At 72.6% G+C, this 16,125-nt stretch carries 12 protein-coding genes, 1 tRNA gene, 1 other RNA gene and 1 pseudogene; 9 read left to right on the top strand and 6 right to left on the bottom strand.

The window, feature by feature from the left end; genetic code table 11:
• Nucleotides 1-424 (top strand): integrase core domain-containing protein (locus IXW69_RS07550; RefSeq protein ID WP_228525068.1); only part of this gene is annotated, 424 nt, incomplete at its 5' end.
• A 24-nt stretch (nucleotides 425-448) separates the two neighbouring features.
• Here IXW69_RS07550 and IXW69_RS07555 read toward each other — a convergent pair.
• Both IXW69_RS07555 and IXW69_RS07560 read right to left on the bottom strand, forming a co-directional pair.
• Complete coding sequence (locus IXW69_RS07555; RefSeq protein ID WP_194785742.1) at nucleotides 449-652, bottom strand: hypothetical protein; 204 nt, start codon at nucleotides 650-652, stop codon at nucleotides 449-451.
• Between the two features lie 427 nt (nucleotides 653-1,079).
• Nucleotides 1,080-1,167 (bottom strand) — tRNA-Ser (locus IXW69_RS07560).
• A 170-nt stretch (nucleotides 1,168-1,337) separates the two neighbouring features.
• Between IXW69_RS07560 and ffs the strand changes: the two genes are divergently transcribed.
• The 6 genes and pseudogenes from ffs to IXW69_RS07590 all read left to right on the top strand — a co-directional run bounded on the left by ffs (nucleotide 1,338) and on the right by IXW69_RS07590 (nucleotide 9,661).
• An RNA gene (gene ffs, locus IXW69_RS07565) (signal recognition particle sRNA small type) lies at nucleotides 1,338-1,432 on the top strand.
• A 195-nt stretch (nucleotides 1,433-1,627) separates the two neighbouring features.
• Nucleotides 1,628-2,722: pseudogene (locus IXW69_RS07570) on the top strand (low temperature requirement protein A); the annotation flags it as partial.
• Between the two features lie 150 nt (nucleotides 2,723-2,872).
• Nucleotides 2,873-6,169 carry a DNA polymerase III subunit gamma and tau gene (locus IXW69_RS07575; protein ID WP_194785743.1) on the top strand — a complete coding sequence of 1,099 codons (3,297 nt, stop codon included), beginning with the start codon at nucleotides 2,873-2,875 and terminating at the stop codon, nucleotides 6,167-6,169.
• A gap of 2 nt (nucleotides 6,170-6,171) precedes the next feature.
• Complete coding sequence (gene recR, locus IXW69_RS07580; RefSeq protein ID WP_194785744.1) at nucleotides 6,172-6,774, top strand: recombination mediator RecR; 603 nt, start codon at nucleotides 6,172-6,174, stop codon at nucleotides 6,772-6,774.
• A gap of 269 nt (nucleotides 6,775-7,043) precedes the next feature.
• Nucleotides 7,044-8,549 carry an aspartate kinase gene (locus IXW69_RS07585; protein ID WP_194785745.1) on the top strand — a complete coding sequence of 502 codons (1,506 nt, stop codon included), beginning with the start codon at nucleotides 7,044-7,046 and terminating at the stop codon, nucleotides 8,547-8,549.
• Nucleotides 8,550-8,569: 20 nt separating this feature from the next.
• A complete protein-coding gene (locus IXW69_RS07590) occupies nucleotides 8,570-9,661 on the top strand; it encodes an aspartate-semialdehyde dehydrogenase (protein ID WP_194785746.1) in 1,092 nt (363 codons plus the stop codon).
• Nucleotides 9,662-9,787: 126 nt separating this feature from the next.
• On the opposite strand, the gene IXW69_RS07595 is transcribed toward IXW69_RS07590, so the two are convergent.
• Both IXW69_RS07595 and IXW69_RS07600 read right to left on the bottom strand, forming a co-directional pair.
• On the bottom strand, nucleotides 9,788-10,300 hold the full coding sequence (locus IXW69_RS07595; RefSeq protein ID WP_194785747.1) for a VOC family protein: 513 nt from the start codon (nucleotides 10,298-10,300) through the stop codon (nucleotides 9,788-9,790).
• A gap of 128 nt (nucleotides 10,301-10,428) precedes the next feature.
• Nucleotides 10,429-12,249: an NAD-dependent malic enzyme gene (locus IXW69_RS07600; protein WP_194785748.1), complete on the bottom strand. Its 1,821-nt coding sequence runs from the start codon at nucleotides 12,247-12,249 to the stop codon at nucleotides 10,429-10,431.
• A gap of 216 nt (nucleotides 12,250-12,465) precedes the next feature.
• Between IXW69_RS07600 and trxA the strand changes: the two genes are divergently transcribed.
• Complete coding sequence (gene trxA / locus IXW69_RS07605) at nucleotides 12,466-12,846, top strand: thioredoxin (RefSeq protein ID WP_194785749.1); 381 nt, start codon at nucleotides 12,466-12,468, stop codon at nucleotides 12,844-12,846.
• 115 nt (nucleotides 12,847-12,961) lie between these two features.
• Nucleotides 12,962-13,861: a macro domain-containing protein gene (locus IXW69_RS07610; protein ID WP_194785750.1), complete on the top strand. Its 900-nt coding sequence runs from the start codon at nucleotides 12,962-12,964 to the stop codon at nucleotides 13,859-13,861.
• A 236-nt stretch (nucleotides 13,862-14,097) separates the two neighbouring features.
• On the opposite strand, the gene IXW69_RS07615 is transcribed toward IXW69_RS07610, so the two are convergent.
• Nucleotides 14,098-15,486, bottom strand: a complete 1,389-nt coding sequence (locus IXW69_RS07615) for a DUF4232 domain-containing protein (protein WP_194785751.1) — start codon at nucleotides 15,484-15,486, stop codon at nucleotides 14,098-14,100.
• A gap of 216 nt (nucleotides 15,487-15,702) precedes the next feature.
• Complete coding sequence (locus IXW69_RS07620; protein WP_194785752.1) at nucleotides 15,703-15,942, bottom strand: PspC domain-containing protein; 240 nt, start codon at nucleotides 15,940-15,942, stop codon at nucleotides 15,703-15,705.
• Nucleotides 15,943-16,125 lie beyond the last annotated feature (183 nt).

Below are 16,125 nucleotides of genomic sequence, written 5' to 3' on the forward strand. Positions count from 1 at the left end.
ATGGGCCGTCTCGGGCAGCCTCCACACTGCGGGGTTGCCGCTGCTCGCCCTCGAGCACGCGCTGGTGTGCACGGGCGCCAGCCGCGGCGATCAGGGCCTGATCCACCACAGCGACAGAGGCGCCCAGTACGTCAGCTTGGCGTACTCGGACGCCCTGATCACCGCCGGGGTGACGGCCTCGGTCGGGACCGTGGGTGACTCCTATGACAATGCTCTGGCCGAGACGGTCAACGGACTGTACAAAGCCGAGCTGATCCACGCCAAGCGGCTCTGGGAGTCAACCCAGGCCGTCGAGATCGCCACGATGGGTTGGGTCCACTGGTGGAACACCACCCGCCTGCACGAGGCCCTGGGCTACCGCACGCCCGCGGAGGTCGAAGCCACCTACACTCACCACAACGACGTAGCGCCCGTTGCGTCCTGACCACGGAACGAAACCCAGGGCGCTTCAGGACATCGGGATGATGTCTCCATCCTCGCTGCGCCGGATACCAGTCGCGAGCAGGGATGCCCCCATCGTCATGAACCCCATCGTCGCCTTCGCACCTGCGCCGAGCCAACCCTTCCGCGACCACTCGACACGGTCCGGGTAGATCGCGACGTCCGCGTTCTTCCCCTCGATGTGGCTCTTGAATTGGTAGATCGGCTGCATGCTGCCTCCTCGGCGTTCCGACGAGTCGCGTCACCATCGGCGCAGACGAGTGCGAGCCGTGATACGCGGACGTTAGGACGAGCCGAGCGCTCCCGCCTAGGCCGCGTGCCGCAGTGACCGACGTCGCGCCTCCGTTACCCACAATGGCACCCCAAGCTCAATGGCGAGCCGACTCGGCTGGCAGTCCATCGCCGACTCGGCAACCCTCAGTGCCTCGGCGCTAACGAACTCCACCGCGACGCGATTGCCGAGCCCGTCCCCATCCCGTGGGCGCTGGTGCCGTCTTTTCCTGCGTCGCTCGTGACGTGGTCCAAGACGCTGACTTGGGGCGGATAACCGCATGCGTGGTGTGGCTCGTTGTTGTCGTCGTGCGTTGACAGGGGAGAAGCGAATCGCCCGGAACCGTTGCGGTTCCGGGCGATAGTCGTGGCGGAGGATGGGGGATTCGAACCCCCGAGGGCTTGCACCCAACACGCTTTCCAAGCGTGCGCCATAGGCCACTAGGCGAATCCTCCAGGTGCTGCACGCTGTTGGCAGTGGAGTGCCGGTTGGTGCAACAGACACGGAATATATCGGACGCCCCGGCGGAGTGCCAATCGACCGGACCGCCGATCGCGGTGGGATCGGTCACCCGCGCGTGACGGGGCTCCGTACGGGAGCGCCGCCGCCGTCGGGTACACTCTCACCCGGCCCCTCGTGCGACGTCATCCAGTGAATCCCCCAGGACCGGAAGGTAGCAAGGGTAAGCGGGCTCTGACGGGTGCACGGGGGGTCCTCACGTCCCCGCACGATCGCGCCAGCATCCCCGCCGGCACCGCCCTGCTCCCACGTCCCACGGAGATCCTGCGTGAACGACGACGCCCCTGACGCCCCCACCGAGCCAGAGGACGAAGCGGACGAGGCCGGCGCGCCGGACGGACCCGAGGGGGTCGACGCCGAGGCCGCCGTCGCCGGCGCCAGCCAGTCACCTCCCTCGAGCTCTTCTTCGACCTCGTCTGGGCCTTCGCCGTCTCCCAGCTCTGCAGCCACCTCGGCGAGAACCTCACCTGGACCGGTGTCGCCCAGACCGTCGTCATGGGGCTCGCCATGCTCACGATCTGGGCCTTCTCCATGATCGAGTCGACGATGACCCTGGCCCGACGGGACGGCGCCGGACGGATCATCCTCGCCACCATGGGCGGCGGGCTCGTCATGAACTCCTCCATCCCGACCGCCTTCGCGACCGGCGCCTGGGGCTTCGTCGTCCCCATGGTCCTCATCCAGGTCGGTCGCTCCCTCGCCGCCCGCCACTACGACGTCTACGACGAGCTGCGCGCCCACCGGCCCGCCATGTCCGCGTGGTCACTGCTCTCCGCGGTCCCGTGGGTGCTCGGCGCCCTCGCCGCCCCGGGACCGCGTCTGGCCTGGTGCGTGCTCGCGCTCGGCATCGACCTCCTCGGCACCCGGCTAGGGCATCCGGTCCCGTGGAACCGTGACAACGACCTGTCCGAGGTGAGATTCGACATCGAGCACCAGGCCTCGCGTACGCGCCGCTTCCTCCTGATCTGCCTCGGCCAGGCCATCGTCACCACCGAATCCGCCCTGTCCGGGGACGTGCGCGACCCCGCGCGGGTGGCGACCGCACTCGCCTCCCTGGCGGTCCTCATCGGGCCGTGGCACGTCTTCTTCGACGCCGTCGACGTGGACCCGCAGAAGGCGCACGACGACGGCGCGCGCTCCGAGGTCGAGGTCGGCAGCCTCTCAACCAGCTGGGTGGGCGTCCTGCTGCTCGCCGTCGTTGTCCTCGCCGTCGCCTCGAAGAAGGTCGTCGGGACGCCCGCCCAGGCGATCGACTTGCCCGTCGCCGCGTGCCTCGTGGCTGGGCCCGCGGTCTGCCTCGTGGCGCGCAGCCTCTACCTGGGCCGAGTCACGACGACCGCCGGCCGGGGCTCGCTGACAGCCGGCGCGGTGGTGCTCCTCGCCCTCGGCGCCGTCGCCACCGGGATCGGGCTCGCGCAGGGGGTCGTCCTGGCCGGGTGCGCGCTCGTCATCGCTGTCACCGCGCTCATCCACGCGCGGGCCGTGGGCTGAGACGACGCCGCCCCGGCGTCGCGTTCGGCACCGCGAGGCCCGAGGCCGCCGCGCCAGGGCGTTCCGCAGGCGCGCGGCGTTCCACAGCCTCAGCACCCTCCTGGGTAACGGGTCTCGCACGGTGTCGTGGGCCCCGTTTAGAGTCGGACCGTGACCACCGCCCTTTACCGCCGCTACCGCCCAGACACCTTCCAGGACGTCATCGGGCAGGACCACGTGACCGCCCCGCTCATGGCGGCGCTGCGCGCGGACAAGGTCACGCACGCCTACCTCTTCTCCGGTCCGCGCGGCTGCGGCAAGACCACCTCCGCCCGCATCCTCGCGCGCTGCCTCAACTGCGAGCAGTACCCGACCGACACTCCCTGCGGCGAGTGCCCCTCCTGCCGGGACCTCGCGACCGGTGGCCCCGGCAGCCTCGACGTCGTCGAGATCGACGCCGCCAGCCACAACGGGGTCGACGACGCCCGCGACCTGCGCGAGCGCGCCTCCTTCGCCCCCGCCCGGGACCGCTTTAAGATCTTCATCCTCGACGAGGCCCACATGGTCACCCCGCAGGGCTTCAACGCCCTGCTCAAGCTCGTCGAGGAGCCCCCGGCCCACGTCAAGTTCATCTTCGCGACCACCGAGCCGGAGAAGGTCATCGGGACCATCCGCTCCCGCACCCACCACTACCCGTTCCGCCTCGTGCCGCCGGACGTCCTCGAGGGCTACCTCGGCCACCTCTGCGAGGCGGAGGGCGTCGAGGTCGGCGCGGGCGTCTTCCCGCTCGTCACCCGTGCCGGCGGAGGCTCCGTGCGAGACACCCTCTCCGTCATGGACCAGCTCATCGGGGGCGCCGTCGACGGCGAGGTCGACTACCAGCGCGCCGTCGCGCTCCTCGGCTACACGGACACGACCATGCTCGACCAGTGCGTCGACGCGATCGCCGCGGCCGACGGCGCCGGGGTCTTCCGCGTGGTGGACCGCGTTGTCGCCTCGGGGCACGACCCGCGGCGCTTCGTCGAGGACCTCCTCCAGCGCCTGCGAGACCTCCTCGTCATCGCGCTCGCCGGCTCCGAGGCCGGACCCGCGCTGGGCTCCCTGCCGGAGGACGAGCTCGCGCGCATGGAGGTCCAGGCCCGCACGATCGGTGCCGCCGGCCTCTCCCGCGCCGCGGACATGACGGCCCAGGCCCTCTCCCAGATGGTCGGGGCCACCTCGCCGCGCCTCCAGCTCGAGCTCCTCATGGCCCGCCTCCTCATCCCGAGCCAGCGGGCCGCGGGAGCCGCCGGTGCCGCCCCCGCGGCAGCCCCGGCCGTCCAGGGCCCGACGGCGCCTGCCGCCGGCGGTCAGGGCGCACCGGTACCCGGTGGTGCCCTCGCCGGTGGGCCGGCTCCTGCCGCCGGTCAGGGCGGTGGCCGGGCCCGCGCCGCGGAGATCGCGCGTCGCGCGGGCGGTCAGGACGACGCCGTGGCCCAGGGCGAGCCCGTGAAGTCGGGCGCCGAGCCTCAGGCGCAGCACGTGGCGGTCGACTGGGACGCCCGGGCGCGGCCCGGTGACGCGCCCGCGCAGGCGTCCGTCTCCCCGTCCGAGGTGCCCTCGACCGCGCGCAGCGAGTCCGCGGCCCGTCCTTCGAACGCGGCGCCTCGCCGTGATGGCGCCGCGCCGGCGCAGACCGACGCACCGGCAGCCTCCTCCTCCGGCTCTGCGGCGGCAGGCTCGGGCGCTGACAGTCCCTCGGGCGACTCCGCCGCGGACGCGGAGATGATCCGGACCCGCTGGGAGGAGGTGCTCGACGCCGCCAAGCGCTCACGGCGCGCCACCTGGGCCCTCGTCGGCCCCAACTCGCAGCCGGGCAGCATCCAGGGCGGCGTCTTCCAGGTCCTCTTCACCGCCCGCGGCCTGGTCGGCGCCTTCGAGAACGGCGGTCACGGCCCCATCCTCGCCGCCGCCATCCACCAGGCCCTCGGGCTCGACCTCGAGGTCCACGCTGTCCTCGCCGGCGGCGACGGCGGTGGCCCCGCGGGCGGTGGCCCCGCCAGCGGACAGGGCGGGAACGGTGGCCCGCGGAACGGTTCCGGTCAGCGTGGCGGCGGCTCCGGTGCCTGCGGCCAGGGCGGCCGCTCCGGCTCCTCAGGCCAGCGCGGCGTGCCCGCCTGGGACGAGGCCCCCGCCTGGGACGCCCCCGCTGACGCCTCAGCGCCAGCTCCCCGCGGCTCGTCCGGCTCCGACGCCTCGGCCCGAGCCGCGGCACCCGCTGGGCCGGTCGGCGACGACGGCTGGGGTGAGGTCGCCGTGCCCGGAGGAGCCCGCGCCGAGGCGGCCGCCGCGGCCGTGCCCGAGGCCGCGGCCCAGGCCTCCCAGCAGGCCGCCGACGTCGCCCCGGAGGAGACCACCAACCCCGTCAATGAGCCCGAGCCGGCCCGCCCCTCCGAGGTCGACGAGGCCTCGGACGGCGCTACCACCGGGACCGGCGGCCAGGCACCCGCCCGCGCGGACGCCGACTCCGACGACGCCGGGCCCACCCCCGCCCAGGAGGCGGCCGCCGCCTCCCGAGCCTCCGAGGAAAAGGGCGACCACGCTGATGAGGACCAGCAGACCGAAGACCCCGCCCTTGCCTCGGCCCACGCCGCTGCCCAGCGCTCCGACGAGGCTCACGAGGCCGAGGACGCCGAGGTCGTGGATACCGCGGAGCGTCCTGAGGAGGACCCAGCGTCCGCTGACGAGGCGACTCCCGTCGACGGCGAGCAGCCGGGCGGCTCTGAGGGCGACCCGGCCACGGACCCCACCGCCTCCCAGCACACCGGCGGCGGCGCACCTGAATCCTCGCCAACCTCTCCGGGCGCCCGGGAGGGCCGGCCCGACGCCTCCAGCGCGCCGCCCGAGGACGACGCTGGAGACGCCCCCGACGAACCGCCCCTCGCCACCGTCCACCGTCTGCGAGCCCTGCCGGAGATCCCCGGCGGGGCCGCGTCGTCGTCCGAGGCCGGACGGTCGGGGAACGGGCGCAGGTCCGCCGATGGAGCGGAAGCCAACCGGGCCTCCGGCTCGGGGCCCGGCGGCGCCAAGCCCCGCCACGGCCTCGCCCCCGTCAGCTGGGACGCACCCGCCGCCGACTCCGGACCCGCCCAGTGGCAGTCCGGGCCCCAGACCTTCTCGGACGGCGTCCCTCTTCCCGAGGAGCCCGGCGACCCCGACGGTCCCGGTGACGCCTGGGCGCCCTCCGGCGAGGCCTCCGGGCGCGTCTCCGCCGCCATCGCCGCCGCACGCGCTGCCGCTCGGGGCGACGCGCCCCGCCGCGGCGCCGTCCAAGGGCGGCCCGGCTCCACCGCCAGCATCGACGACGACGTCGTCTCCGAGGACGACGAGGACGCCGAGGAGGCCGGCGTCGTCGGCCTCGAGGTCGTCAAGCGTCTCCTCGGCGCCACCGTCCTCGAGGACGTCACCGTCAACCAGGAAGGACTCTGACCATGGCAGCCGTCTACGAGGGCGCCGTCCAGGACCTCATCGACGAGTTCGGTGAGCTCCCCGGCATCGGCCCCAAGTCCGCGCAGCGCATGGCCTTCCACATCCTGGCCGCCGACTCCTCCAGCGTCGACCGTCTCATCGAGGCCCTCCGCGCCGTCAAGGCCCGCGTCCGCTTCTGCGAGACCTGCGGCAACATCGCCGAGTCCGAGCAGTGCGCCATCTGCAAGGACCCCCGCCGCGACCAACGCGTCATCTGCGTCGTCGAGGAGCCGAAGGATGTCGTCGCCATCGAGCGCACCCGCGAGTACCGCGGGCTCTACCACGTGCTCGGCGGCGCCATCGACCCCATCAACGGCGTCGGTCCGGACGACCTGCGCGTCCGCGAGCTCTTCGCCCGTGTCGCCGACGTCGAGGAGGTCATTCTGGCCACGGACCCCGACGTCGTGGGCGAGGCCACGGCCGCCTACCTCACCCGGATGCTCCGCACCATGGACGTGCCCGTCTCCCGCCTCGCCTCCGGCCTGCCCGTGGGAAGCGACCTCGAGTACGCCGACGAGGTCACCCTCGGACGCGCATTTGAGGGCCGTCGCCGCGTCGAGGACTGAGCCCGCCCGGTCCTCCGGGCCTACTCCGCCTGCCCCCCCACTCGGTCCAGGACCCGCCGAGCGCCAGCCCACCGCGCACCGGAGCCGCCCCTGCCTGCCCTCACCCGAGCCCCGCCCCCGGAGGCGTCTCGCGATGGAGGACCCGGGCGGCCCACGGATCGGACGCCACTACACTGGCGAGGCACCCGCGCGGCGTCGGCCCGTGTCCCCGGCACGGTTCCCGAGCCGCACCGTGCGGCCGCGGTGACCCCGAGCTGAGGAGCCCTCACATGGCACTGGTCGTCCAGAAGTACGGCGGATCGTCCGTCGCGGACGTCGAGGCGATGCGCCGCGTCGCCAAGCGCGTCGTCGCCACCCGCGAGGCCGGCAACACCGTTGTGGTCGTCGTCTCCGCCATGGGCGACACCACCGACGACCTCCTCGACATGGCCGACGCCCTCACCGACGACGCCCCCGCTCGCGAGATGGACATCCTCCTCTCGGCCGGTGAGCGCATCTCCATGGCCCTGCTCGCCATGGCCATCAACGAGCTCGGCGTCCCCGCCCGCGCCTACACCGGCGCCCAGGCCGGCGTCCTCACCGACTCCAAGTACGGCCGCGCCAGCATCGTCGGCGTCCTGCCCGAGCGCGTCGCCCGTGCCATCCAGATGGGCGCCGTCGCCATCGTCGCCGGCTTCCAGGGCGTCAACGAGGTCGAGGACGTCACCACCCTCGGGCGTGGCGGCTCCGACACGACCGCCGTCGCACTCGCCGCTGCCCTCAACGCCGACGTCTGCGAGATCTACACCGACGTCGACGGCCTGTTCACCGCGGACCCCCGCATCGTTCCCACCGCCCGCCGCATCGAGTCCCTCACGAGCGAGGAGACGCTCGAGATGGCCGCCCACGGCGCCAAGATCCTCCACCTGCGGGCCGTCGAGTACGCCCGCCGCTTCGGGGTTCCCATCCACGTGCGCTCCTCCTTCTCGGACAAGACCGGCACCTGGATCTACGACGGCCGCAGCGAGGGCGCCTTCGTCCCGCCCCTCGCAGCGGCCCAGCTCGACGACGTCGTCGCCGAGGACGACGAGCCCGCGCCGGTCCCGTCCGCCGCACAGCACACCCAGAGCCCCCGGCTCGACGGCGCCACCGGTCGCGTCGTCGCCCCAGTCGGCACCCCCGCGCCCGACGGCGGATCCGTCGGCGCCGCCCACGACCGCGCCATCTCCGCCCGGGCCGAGGCCCGGCCCCACCCGTCCGCCAAGGAGGACAACGTGGAAGCCCCCGTCATCTCCGGCATCGCCCACGACCGCAGCCAGGACAAGATCACCCTCGTCGGCGTCCCCGACGTCCCCGGCGCCGCCGCTCGCATCTTCGCGATCGTCGCCGGCACCGACGCCAACATCGACATGATCGTCCAGGACGTCTCCGCCGAGGGCACCGGACTGACCAGCATCTCCTTCACCTGCCCCGACGGCGACTCCGCGGACGCCCGCGCCGCCCTCGAGGCCGCTAAGGACGAGCTCGGCTACAAGTCGATCCACTTCAACCCGGACATCGGCAAGCTCTCCCTCGTCGGCGCCGGCATGCGCTCCCACCCGGGCGTCTCCGCCAGGCTCTTCAGCGCCCTGTCCGAGGCCGGCGTCAACATCCACATGATCTCCACCTCGGAGATCCGTATCTCCGTCGTCGTCGACGACGCCGTCCTCGACGAGGCCGTCCGCGCCGTCCACACAGCCTTCGGCCTGGACGCCCAGGACACCGAGGCCGTCGTCTACGGCGGGACCGGCCGCTGAGCGGTCAGGAAGGAAGCACCATGAGCAGCCCCGTCAACGAGTACCAGGGTCCCTCCGACGGCGTCACCGTCGCCGTCGTGGGCGCGTCCGGGCAGGTCGGGCGCGTCATGCGCGCCATGCTCGACGAGCGCGACTTCCCCGCCAAGGCCGTCCACTTCTTCTCCTCCGCCCGCTCCGCCGGCACTGTCGTCGAGTACCGCGGCGCCAAGGTCGAGATCGAGGACGTCGCCACGGCCGACCTCTCCGGCATCGACGTCGCCATCTTCTCCGCAGGCGGCGCCGCCTCCAAGGAGTACGCCCCGAAGTTCGCCGCAGCGGGCGCCGTCGTCGTCGACAACTCCTCCGCCTGGCGCAAGGACCCCGAGGTCCCGCTCGTCGTCTCCGAGGTCAACCCCGAGGCCATCGCGAACCGCCCCAAGGGCATCATCGCCAACCCCAACTGCACGACCATGGCGATCATGCCGGCCCTCAAGGTGCTCCACGACGAGGTCGGCCTGAAGCGCCTCATCGCCTCCACCTACCAGGCCGTCTCCGGCTCCGGCCGCGCCGGCGTCGCCGAGCTCGCCGGTCAGGTGCGCGACGTCGTCGAGGGCGGGCAGGACATCGAGGGCCTCGCCCTGGACGGCCGCGCCGTCGAGTTCCCGGCCCCGAGCGTCTACGTGGACACCATCGCCTTCAACGCCGTCGCCTGGGCGGGCAACGACGCCGGCGACGGCTCCGGCGAGACCGACGAGGAGCAGAAGCTCCGCAACGAGTCCCGGAAGATCCTCTCCATCCCGGACCTGCGCGTCTCCGGCACCTGCGTGCGCGTCCCCGTCTTCTGCGGTCACGGCGTCGCCGTCTCCGCCGAGTTCGAGCGGGAGATCAGCCCCGAGCGCGCCATCGAGCTCCTCAAGAACGCCCCCGGCGTCACCTACGAGGACGTCCCCAGCCCCCTCAAGGGCGCCGGCCGCGACGGCACCTTCGTCGGCCGCGTCCGCGCCGACGGCGCCTTCGACGAGGGCCACGGCATCGACCTCTTCGCCGTCGGCGACAACCTGCGCAAGGGCGCGGCCCTCAACGCCGTCGAGCTCGCGGAGCTTGTCGCACAGGAGATCGTCGCCGCGCGCTGACGGCTGCGTCCGGCCACGCACGACGGCGGGGCGGGAACCAGGATGACCTGGTTCCCGCCCCGCCGTCGTGACTCCTGCTCGTCGAGAACGCCGCGCTCCGCGCCGTCGTCTCGCTCCCAGCCCGTCTCAGGGGCGCCAGCGGCGCAGCTCGGTGTCCTGGGTGTAGGGCTGCTGGTCGGGGTACGTGATGAGCTCCAGGGTGCTGCCCCACGGGGTCCGGGCGTACACGAAGCGGTTGCGCTCACCGGCCTCGACCGAGGGCAGAGGGCGCGGCTCAGCCAGCAGGGAGCCTCCGGCGGCCACCACCGCGGCCATGGCCGCCTCGAGGTCGTCGGTGTAGACGGCGACGTGCTGCCAGCCGATGTCGCTCGGGATCGCCGCGTCGCGCTGCCGCGGACCCGCGAACTCGAAGAGCTCCAGGCCAGGGCCGTTGGGCAGGCGCAGCATGCGGATCGCGATCTCGTCGGTGCCGCCGGGCACGCCCAGTCGCTGCGTCGTGGCGGCACCGCCCCGGGGACCGTCCTCACGCGGGAGGGTGTCGTAGAGGAGCTGCGCCCCCAGCGCCTGGACGAAGAAGCTCGTCGCCTCCTCGACGCTGGGGACAGTGACGCCGATGTGGTCGATCCCGCGAGTCGTCATGCTGAAGCTCCTGGTCGTTGAGCGGGCTGGACGTGGGCTGCCGAGACAGTGCCGAGACAGTGCCGGGGCACTGCCGGTACGAGGACGCCTCCGGACCCTCGTGGAGGATCCGGAGGCGGCCCGGTTCGTCAGGCCCTCTTCGAGGCCTTCGCGGTGGCCGAGCCCTTCGACCGCTTCGTCGTCGTGTCGTCGTCGAACCGGCCGTCAGCGGAGGCGGTGTCCTCCGCGTCCTCGATGACGGGCATCATCGGCTCGGACTCGGCGATGACGGCCTCCGACTCGGCCGCCGTCCCCGCGTCCCGCGTCTCCGTGATCTCCGGGTAGGTGGGCCACCACATGGCGTCCTGGACGGCCTGGATGAGGTTGTCGTGGTGGACCGTGGCCACGCCCTCCTTCTCCGCCTGCCGGGCGACCGCGACGGCCACCTGCGCGGAGGAGGCCCGCAGGTGCTCCACCGGCGGCAGCAGAGCAGCGCCCAGGGCGCGCGGGTCCACCTGGCTCGCCACGGCCTCACCGGCCGCGAGCAGCATCCCGTCCGTCACCGCGGTCGCGCCCGAGATGATCGTGCCGAGCCCGAGGCCCGGGAAGAGGAGCGCGTTGTTGCTCTGACCGATGCGGTAGAGCGTGTCCTCGTACTCGAAGGGCTGCACGGGGATGCCCGTGGCGACGAGGGCCTTGCCCTTCGACCAGGCGATGATGTCCTGGGGCATGGCCTCGATGCGCTCCGTCGGGTTGGACAGGGGCAGCACGATCGGGCGCTCGACGCCGTCGCTCATCGCCTCGATGACGGGACGCGAGAAGGCGCCGTGCTGGGCGGACGTCCCAATGAGGATCGTCGGCTCCACGCGCCGCACCGTCTCGAGGAGGCCGACCTGGCCGTGCTCGTGGGCCCAGTGAGTGACCTCGCCGGCCGGACGGGCGTAAGGCTTCTGGTAGTCGGGCAGGTTCTCCATGTCGTCGGTGACGAGGCCGTTGCGGTCGATGAGCCAGACGCGCTTGCGCGCCTCCTCCGGGGTGAGGCCGTCACGGACCATGCCGGCGGCGATCTGGTCGGCCATCCCGGTGCCGGCGGTGCCGGCGCCGAAGACGACGAGCCTCTGGTCCGCGAAGGTCTGCTCGGTGACCTTCATGCCGGCCATGACCGCCGCGATGACGATCGCGCCGGTGCCCTGCATGTCGTCGTTGAAGACGCGGTAGCGGTCGCGGTTCGCCTCGACGATGCGGCGGGCGTTGGCGGCGCCGAAGTCCTCGAAGTGGAGCAGCGCGTGCGGGAACATCTCCGAGGCGACCTTGAGGTACTCGTCGATGAGCGCGTCGTAGCGCTCGCCGCGGACGCGGGCGTGGCGGTTGCCGAGGTAGGTCGGGTCGTTGAGAAGCAGCTGGTTGTCGGTGCCGCAGTCGAGGTTGACGGCAATCGTCCGGTTGGGGTCGATGCCCGCGGCGGCCGTGTAGACGGCGAGCTTGCCGACCGAGATGTCCGTGCCGTTGACGCCCCAGTCGCCGATGCCGAGGATCGCCTCCGCGTCGGAGACGACGATGAGGTCGACGTCGTCGGGGCCCTTGCCGAGGTTCTCGAAGGAGAGGCGTACGTCCTCGATCCGGTCGACGGAGAGGTAGACGGCGCGGGAGCGGCGGTACTCGCGGCTCCACTCCTTGATCGCGTCGCCCACGGTGGGGGAGTAGATGATCGGGAGGAGCTCGGTGAGGTGGTCCGTGAGCACCCGGTAGTAGAGCGTCTCGTTGCGGTCGTGGAGCTGGTCGAGGAAGACGTACTTGTCCATCGGCTCCGTGAAGGAGCTCAGCTGCCGGTAGGTACGGATCTCCTGCTGGTCCAGGGTCTCGATCGCCGGCGGGAACAGGCCCACGAGCCCGAGCGCCTCGCGCTGCTCCCGCGTGAAGGCGGTGCCTCGGTTGGTGAGGGGGTTGGTGACGATCGGCGGCTTGGGCACGGGTGCTCCGTTCGTTCGGTGGGGGCGCACCCAGCGGCGTCGTCAGGTCCGACGTCGGGGCCGCCCGGCGTTGGACGCCCCCATCCTCCCGCGTCAGGACCTTGGTCTCAACGGAAGGTGACCGAACAAGCGAAAGGGACGCGCGGCCCGCCGTGGAATACCCGGACGGACCAGCCTGTTGCGCCCACCAGCACCCCCGTCTGGAAAGGATCACTCATGGCCACCACCAACATCACCGGCGAGCAGTTCAACGAGACCGTCCGCGGCGACGGCATCACCCTCGTCGACTTCTGGGCCTCCTGGTGCGGCCCGTGCCAGCGCTTTGCCCCCGTCTACGAGAAGGCCTCCGAGGCGAACGAGGACATCACCTTCGCCAAGGTCGACACCGAGGCCGAGCAGGGCCTCGCCTCCGCACTCGGCATCTCCTCCATCCCGACCCTCATGGTCTTCCGCGACGACGTCCTCGTGTACCGCGAGGCCGGTGCCCTCCCGGCCAAGGCCCTTGACTCCCTCATCGAGCAGGTCCGCGACCTCGACATGGCCGACGTCAAGGCCAAGATCGCCGAGGAGCAGGCCAAGCAGGGCCAGCAGGCCTGAGCCGCGCCGACGGCGCCGCCCCGTGACGGGCGCGGCGCTCAGCACCACCGAGCCACCACGGGCCCGGCCGCTCAACACGAGCGGCCGGGCCCGTCGTCGGCCCTACCCTGGTCCCATGCCCGACACCTCAGCCCGCGACAACGCCCGACTCGCCCGCCTCACCAACTGGTTCGCCACCGAGGCTGTCGAGGCCGGCGACGTCGCCGCGTTCCCGCCGCCCGCCGCCCTCGCCGAGCTCCCCCCGGTCGAGCTGCGCCGCCTCCTCGACGGGCTCCTCACCATCCGCCCGCCCCGAGAGATCCCCGACGACGACGTCCGTGAGGAGCTCGACGAGATGCTCGCCGACGAGTCCCGCGACCGTGCCCACGAGGCTGGCGACCCCGACGCCCTCACCCTGCCGACGCTCGCCGAGACCCACGGCCTCACCGGCGCCCTCGGGGAGCACGTGGCCCTGTGGAAGGGCGACCTCACGACCATGCGCGCCGGCGCCATCGTCAACGCCGCCAACTCCGCCATGCTCGGCTGCCGCGTGCCCGGGCACACCTGCATCGACAACGTCATCCACGCCGTCGCCGGCCCCGGGCTGCGCGCCGAGTGCGCCGAGTACATGGCCTCCCGCGGCGACCGTCCCGAGGAGACCGGGCGCGCTCTGCTCACCGGCGGCTACCACCTGCCCGCGGAGCACGTCATCCACACGGTCGGGCCGATCGTCGAGGGGCCGCTCACCGACGAGCACCGCGAGCTCCTCGCGAGCTCCTACCGCTCCGTGCTGGCCGTGGCGGGGGAGTCCGGGCTGGACTCTGTGGGGCTGTGCTCGGTGTCGACCGGCGTCTTTGGCTACCCGAAGGAGGAGGCGGCGCCGCTCGTCCTGGCCACCATCGAGGCGTGGCTCGCGCTGCACCCCGAGTCGGGGATGACGATCGTCATCTGCGCCTTCTCGGACATCGACGTCGCCGTCTACGACAAGGCGATCCGGCGGCGGGCGGCCAGCCGCTCCTGCCGGACGCTGGGCTGACTGGAGCGCGCTGCGCCAGGCTCGTTCGGACGTGGTCAGTTCTCGTGACTTCTGGCGGAAGTAGATGAGTGAGCGCCGTCGGATCGGCTTCAGGGCGCGGTTGCCACGCTCAGACTGGCGGGAGTTGGCTCAGAAGTTACGAGAACTGACCACCTTTCCTTCGCGGGGCAGGCTCTGCGGGCACGCGGCGCGCCCGCTGTACGGGGCCCGGTGAGCGCGGGCGGGCAGGGGCGCTGTCAGCCGGTTCGCTGCTCCCAGCGCCCGACCTCGATGGCTCCGCCGTCGACCAGGTCGAAGGGCGCGGCTCGCAGCTCGCTCTCGGCGGTGCCGTCGAAGGCGACGGGTACGGCGTCGTCGCCCTGCTGGACTCGTGCCGTGAGCACCTGGGGCGTGGTCTGGTCGGCAGCGTTCCGGTAGCCGTGCCAGAAGAGGTACGCCTGGGCGGACGCGCCCTTGGGCAAACCGACGCCGGACGCGGGCGGTGTCGAGGTGAAGCGGGATCTCTCGAGCGGCTGCTGCGCCAGGTGGAGGTCCGTGCCTCCCTGCGACACGGCGAGCAGCGGCGCGTCGCTCAGGACGCAAGGGGTGTCGCTCGTGTTGGTGGCGACGAGGACGGCGTACGAGTCGCCCGCCGCCGACTCCCAGCCCTCGGCCGTCATCGCGAGGTCCGCGCCGTCGCACACGCGCCAGTCAGACGGCGGAGGGACGACGGACGGTTCCAGGGGCGGCAGCGTCCCGCTCGGGGTGTGGGCGGGAGTGGGGGCCGGTGAGGCCTGCTGCGAGGCGATGGCGACGGACAGCTCGGTCGCGTCCTGCGGAGGAGCGTCGACCGGGCGGGCTGCCCACAGGCCGAGGCCGATGACGGCGACCGCGAGCGCCGCGCTCAGCAGCGTGGAGCGGTGTCGGCGCGGGGTGGTGTCGGACTCGGAGGTGGACCCGGGAGCGGACGTCGGGATGGCCCCAGGATCGGGACGGGTGGTCTCCTGGGTTGCTGCCCGGCGTTGGAGCACCAGGACGAGGAGCGCGCCCACGTCGACGATCCCGGGCGCGAGGAACCCGACGAAGATGGGGATCGGGGCGCTGGCCTGCACGGCCAGTCCGAGCACCGCCCAGAAGGCGACGGCCCCGGCGACAACGATCGCGCCGGAGACCCACCAGGACCAGGCGTCTCCGTGCGAACAGCGCCGCAGCACCCACCACGACAGCACCGCCGTCAGCAGGGTCGCCGTGAGGTTTCCCAGGACGAGGGCCGGCTGGCCCAGCACGAACAGGGGGAGTTCGCTCAGAGCCAGTGCTGTGTTGATGAGGAGGACGGCGACTAGTGCCACGAGCACCATCGGCCACCGGAAGCGTCGCGGGCAGGAGCTCCGGGCTGGGCGGCTCGTGCCCATGAGCGTCCAGCCGAGGACGGCGGCCGCTGCTGCGAGGTAGCTGGTGCGGGCGTAGTGGGAGCGGGCGTCGGCCCACAGGTCGGTGCAGCTGATGTTGCAGTCCCACCCGCGTGCGGGATCGGGCCCCAGCCCGGCGGTGCGGACCTGGAGGATGACAAGGACGATGATGGCCGTCGCGACGGTCACCGCGCCCAGGAGGGTGCGGTCGGTGATGGTGCCGCGGCGAGGGCGCATGACCGATGGTAGGCACGGGACCTGCTGTCATCTCTCGCGAACTGTCCAGTTCTCGTGACTCCAACGGGTGCGCCGGAGGCGGCGGCCCGAGCAACGGCGGAATGACGCGGGCGTCCCCCGCGGGGTGCGTGGGGCGGGGACCGAAAGTGACGAGTCCTGGACAGTGTTGCGGCTGGATCGCGCCCGAGCGCGAGCGAGGAATGCCCTGCGTTGGGCTTACTCGCCGTCGGGGGCGGGCATGAGGACCCAGGCGACGGCGTAGGCGAGCCACATCGGGCCCGGGAGGAGGGCGGCGGCGAGGCAGCCGAGGCGCACGAGCGTCGGGCTCACGCCCCACTCACGCGCTAGCCCGCCGCAGACGCCCGCGAGGAGGCGACGGCGGGAACGGCGGGGCAGGCTGCTGCGCCAGGACTCGGTGCGCTCGGAGGAGGAACCGGCGGGGTGCTGCTGACTCATGGCTCCAGCCTGCCCGGGACGCGCCCTGCCCGGTATCCGGGGTGACCCTGAGCCGCCCCTGAGACCGGCGTCCCCGCTTCCTCCGTTCGGACGGCCGCCCCATCAGCGAGCTTGGTCGCCTTGCGCGGCGCGCCGCTCCTCCCGGATAGCCCGGCGATGAGCGTCGAGCCTGGCTGGCTCGGG

It is taken from the genome of Actinomyces haliotis, from assembly GCF_015355765.1.
GTDB classification, from domain to species: Bacteria; Actinomycetota; Actinomycetes; order Actinomycetales; family Actinomycetaceae; genus Actinomyces; species Actinomyces haliotis.

What these genes read in the sequence shown, in the direction of transcription:
- IXW69_RS07555 (WP_194785742.1), bottom strand. Translation starts at nt 652, where the DNA reads ATGCAGCCGATCTACCAATTCAAGAGCCACATCGAGGGGAAGAACGCG.
- IXW69_RS07585 (WP_194785745.1), top strand. Translation starts at nt 7,044, where the DNA reads ATGGCACTGGTCGTCCAGAAGTACGGCGGATCGTCCGTCGCGGACGTC.
- IXW69_RS07620 (WP_194785752.1), bottom strand. Translation starts at nt 15,942, where the DNA reads ATGAGTCAGCAGCACCCCGCCGGTTCCTCCTCCGAGCGCACCGAGTCC.
- trxA (WP_194785749.1), top strand. Translation starts at nt 12,466, where the DNA reads ATGGCCACCACCAACATCACCGGCGAGCAGTTCAACGAGACCGTCCGC.
- IXW69_RS07590 (WP_194785746.1), top strand. Translation starts at nt 8,570, where the DNA reads ATGAGCAGCCCCGTCAACGAGTACCAGGGTCCCTCCGACGGCGTCACC.
- IXW69_RS07610 (WP_194785750.1), top strand. Translation starts at nt 12,962, where the DNA reads ATGCCCGACACCTCAGCCCGCGACAACGCCCGACTCGCCCGCCTCACC.
- IXW69_RS07615 (WP_194785751.1), bottom strand. Translation starts at nt 15,486, where the DNA reads ATGCGCCCTCGCCGCGGCACCATCACCGACCGCACCCTCCTGGGCGCG.
- recR (WP_194785744.1), top strand. Translation starts at nt 6,172, where the DNA reads ATGGCAGCCGTCTACGAGGGCGCCGTCCAGGACCTCATCGACGAGTTC.
- IXW69_RS07595 (WP_194785747.1), bottom strand. Translation starts at nt 10,300, where the DNA reads ATGACGACTCGCGGGATCGACCACATCGGCGTCACTGTCCCCAGCGTC.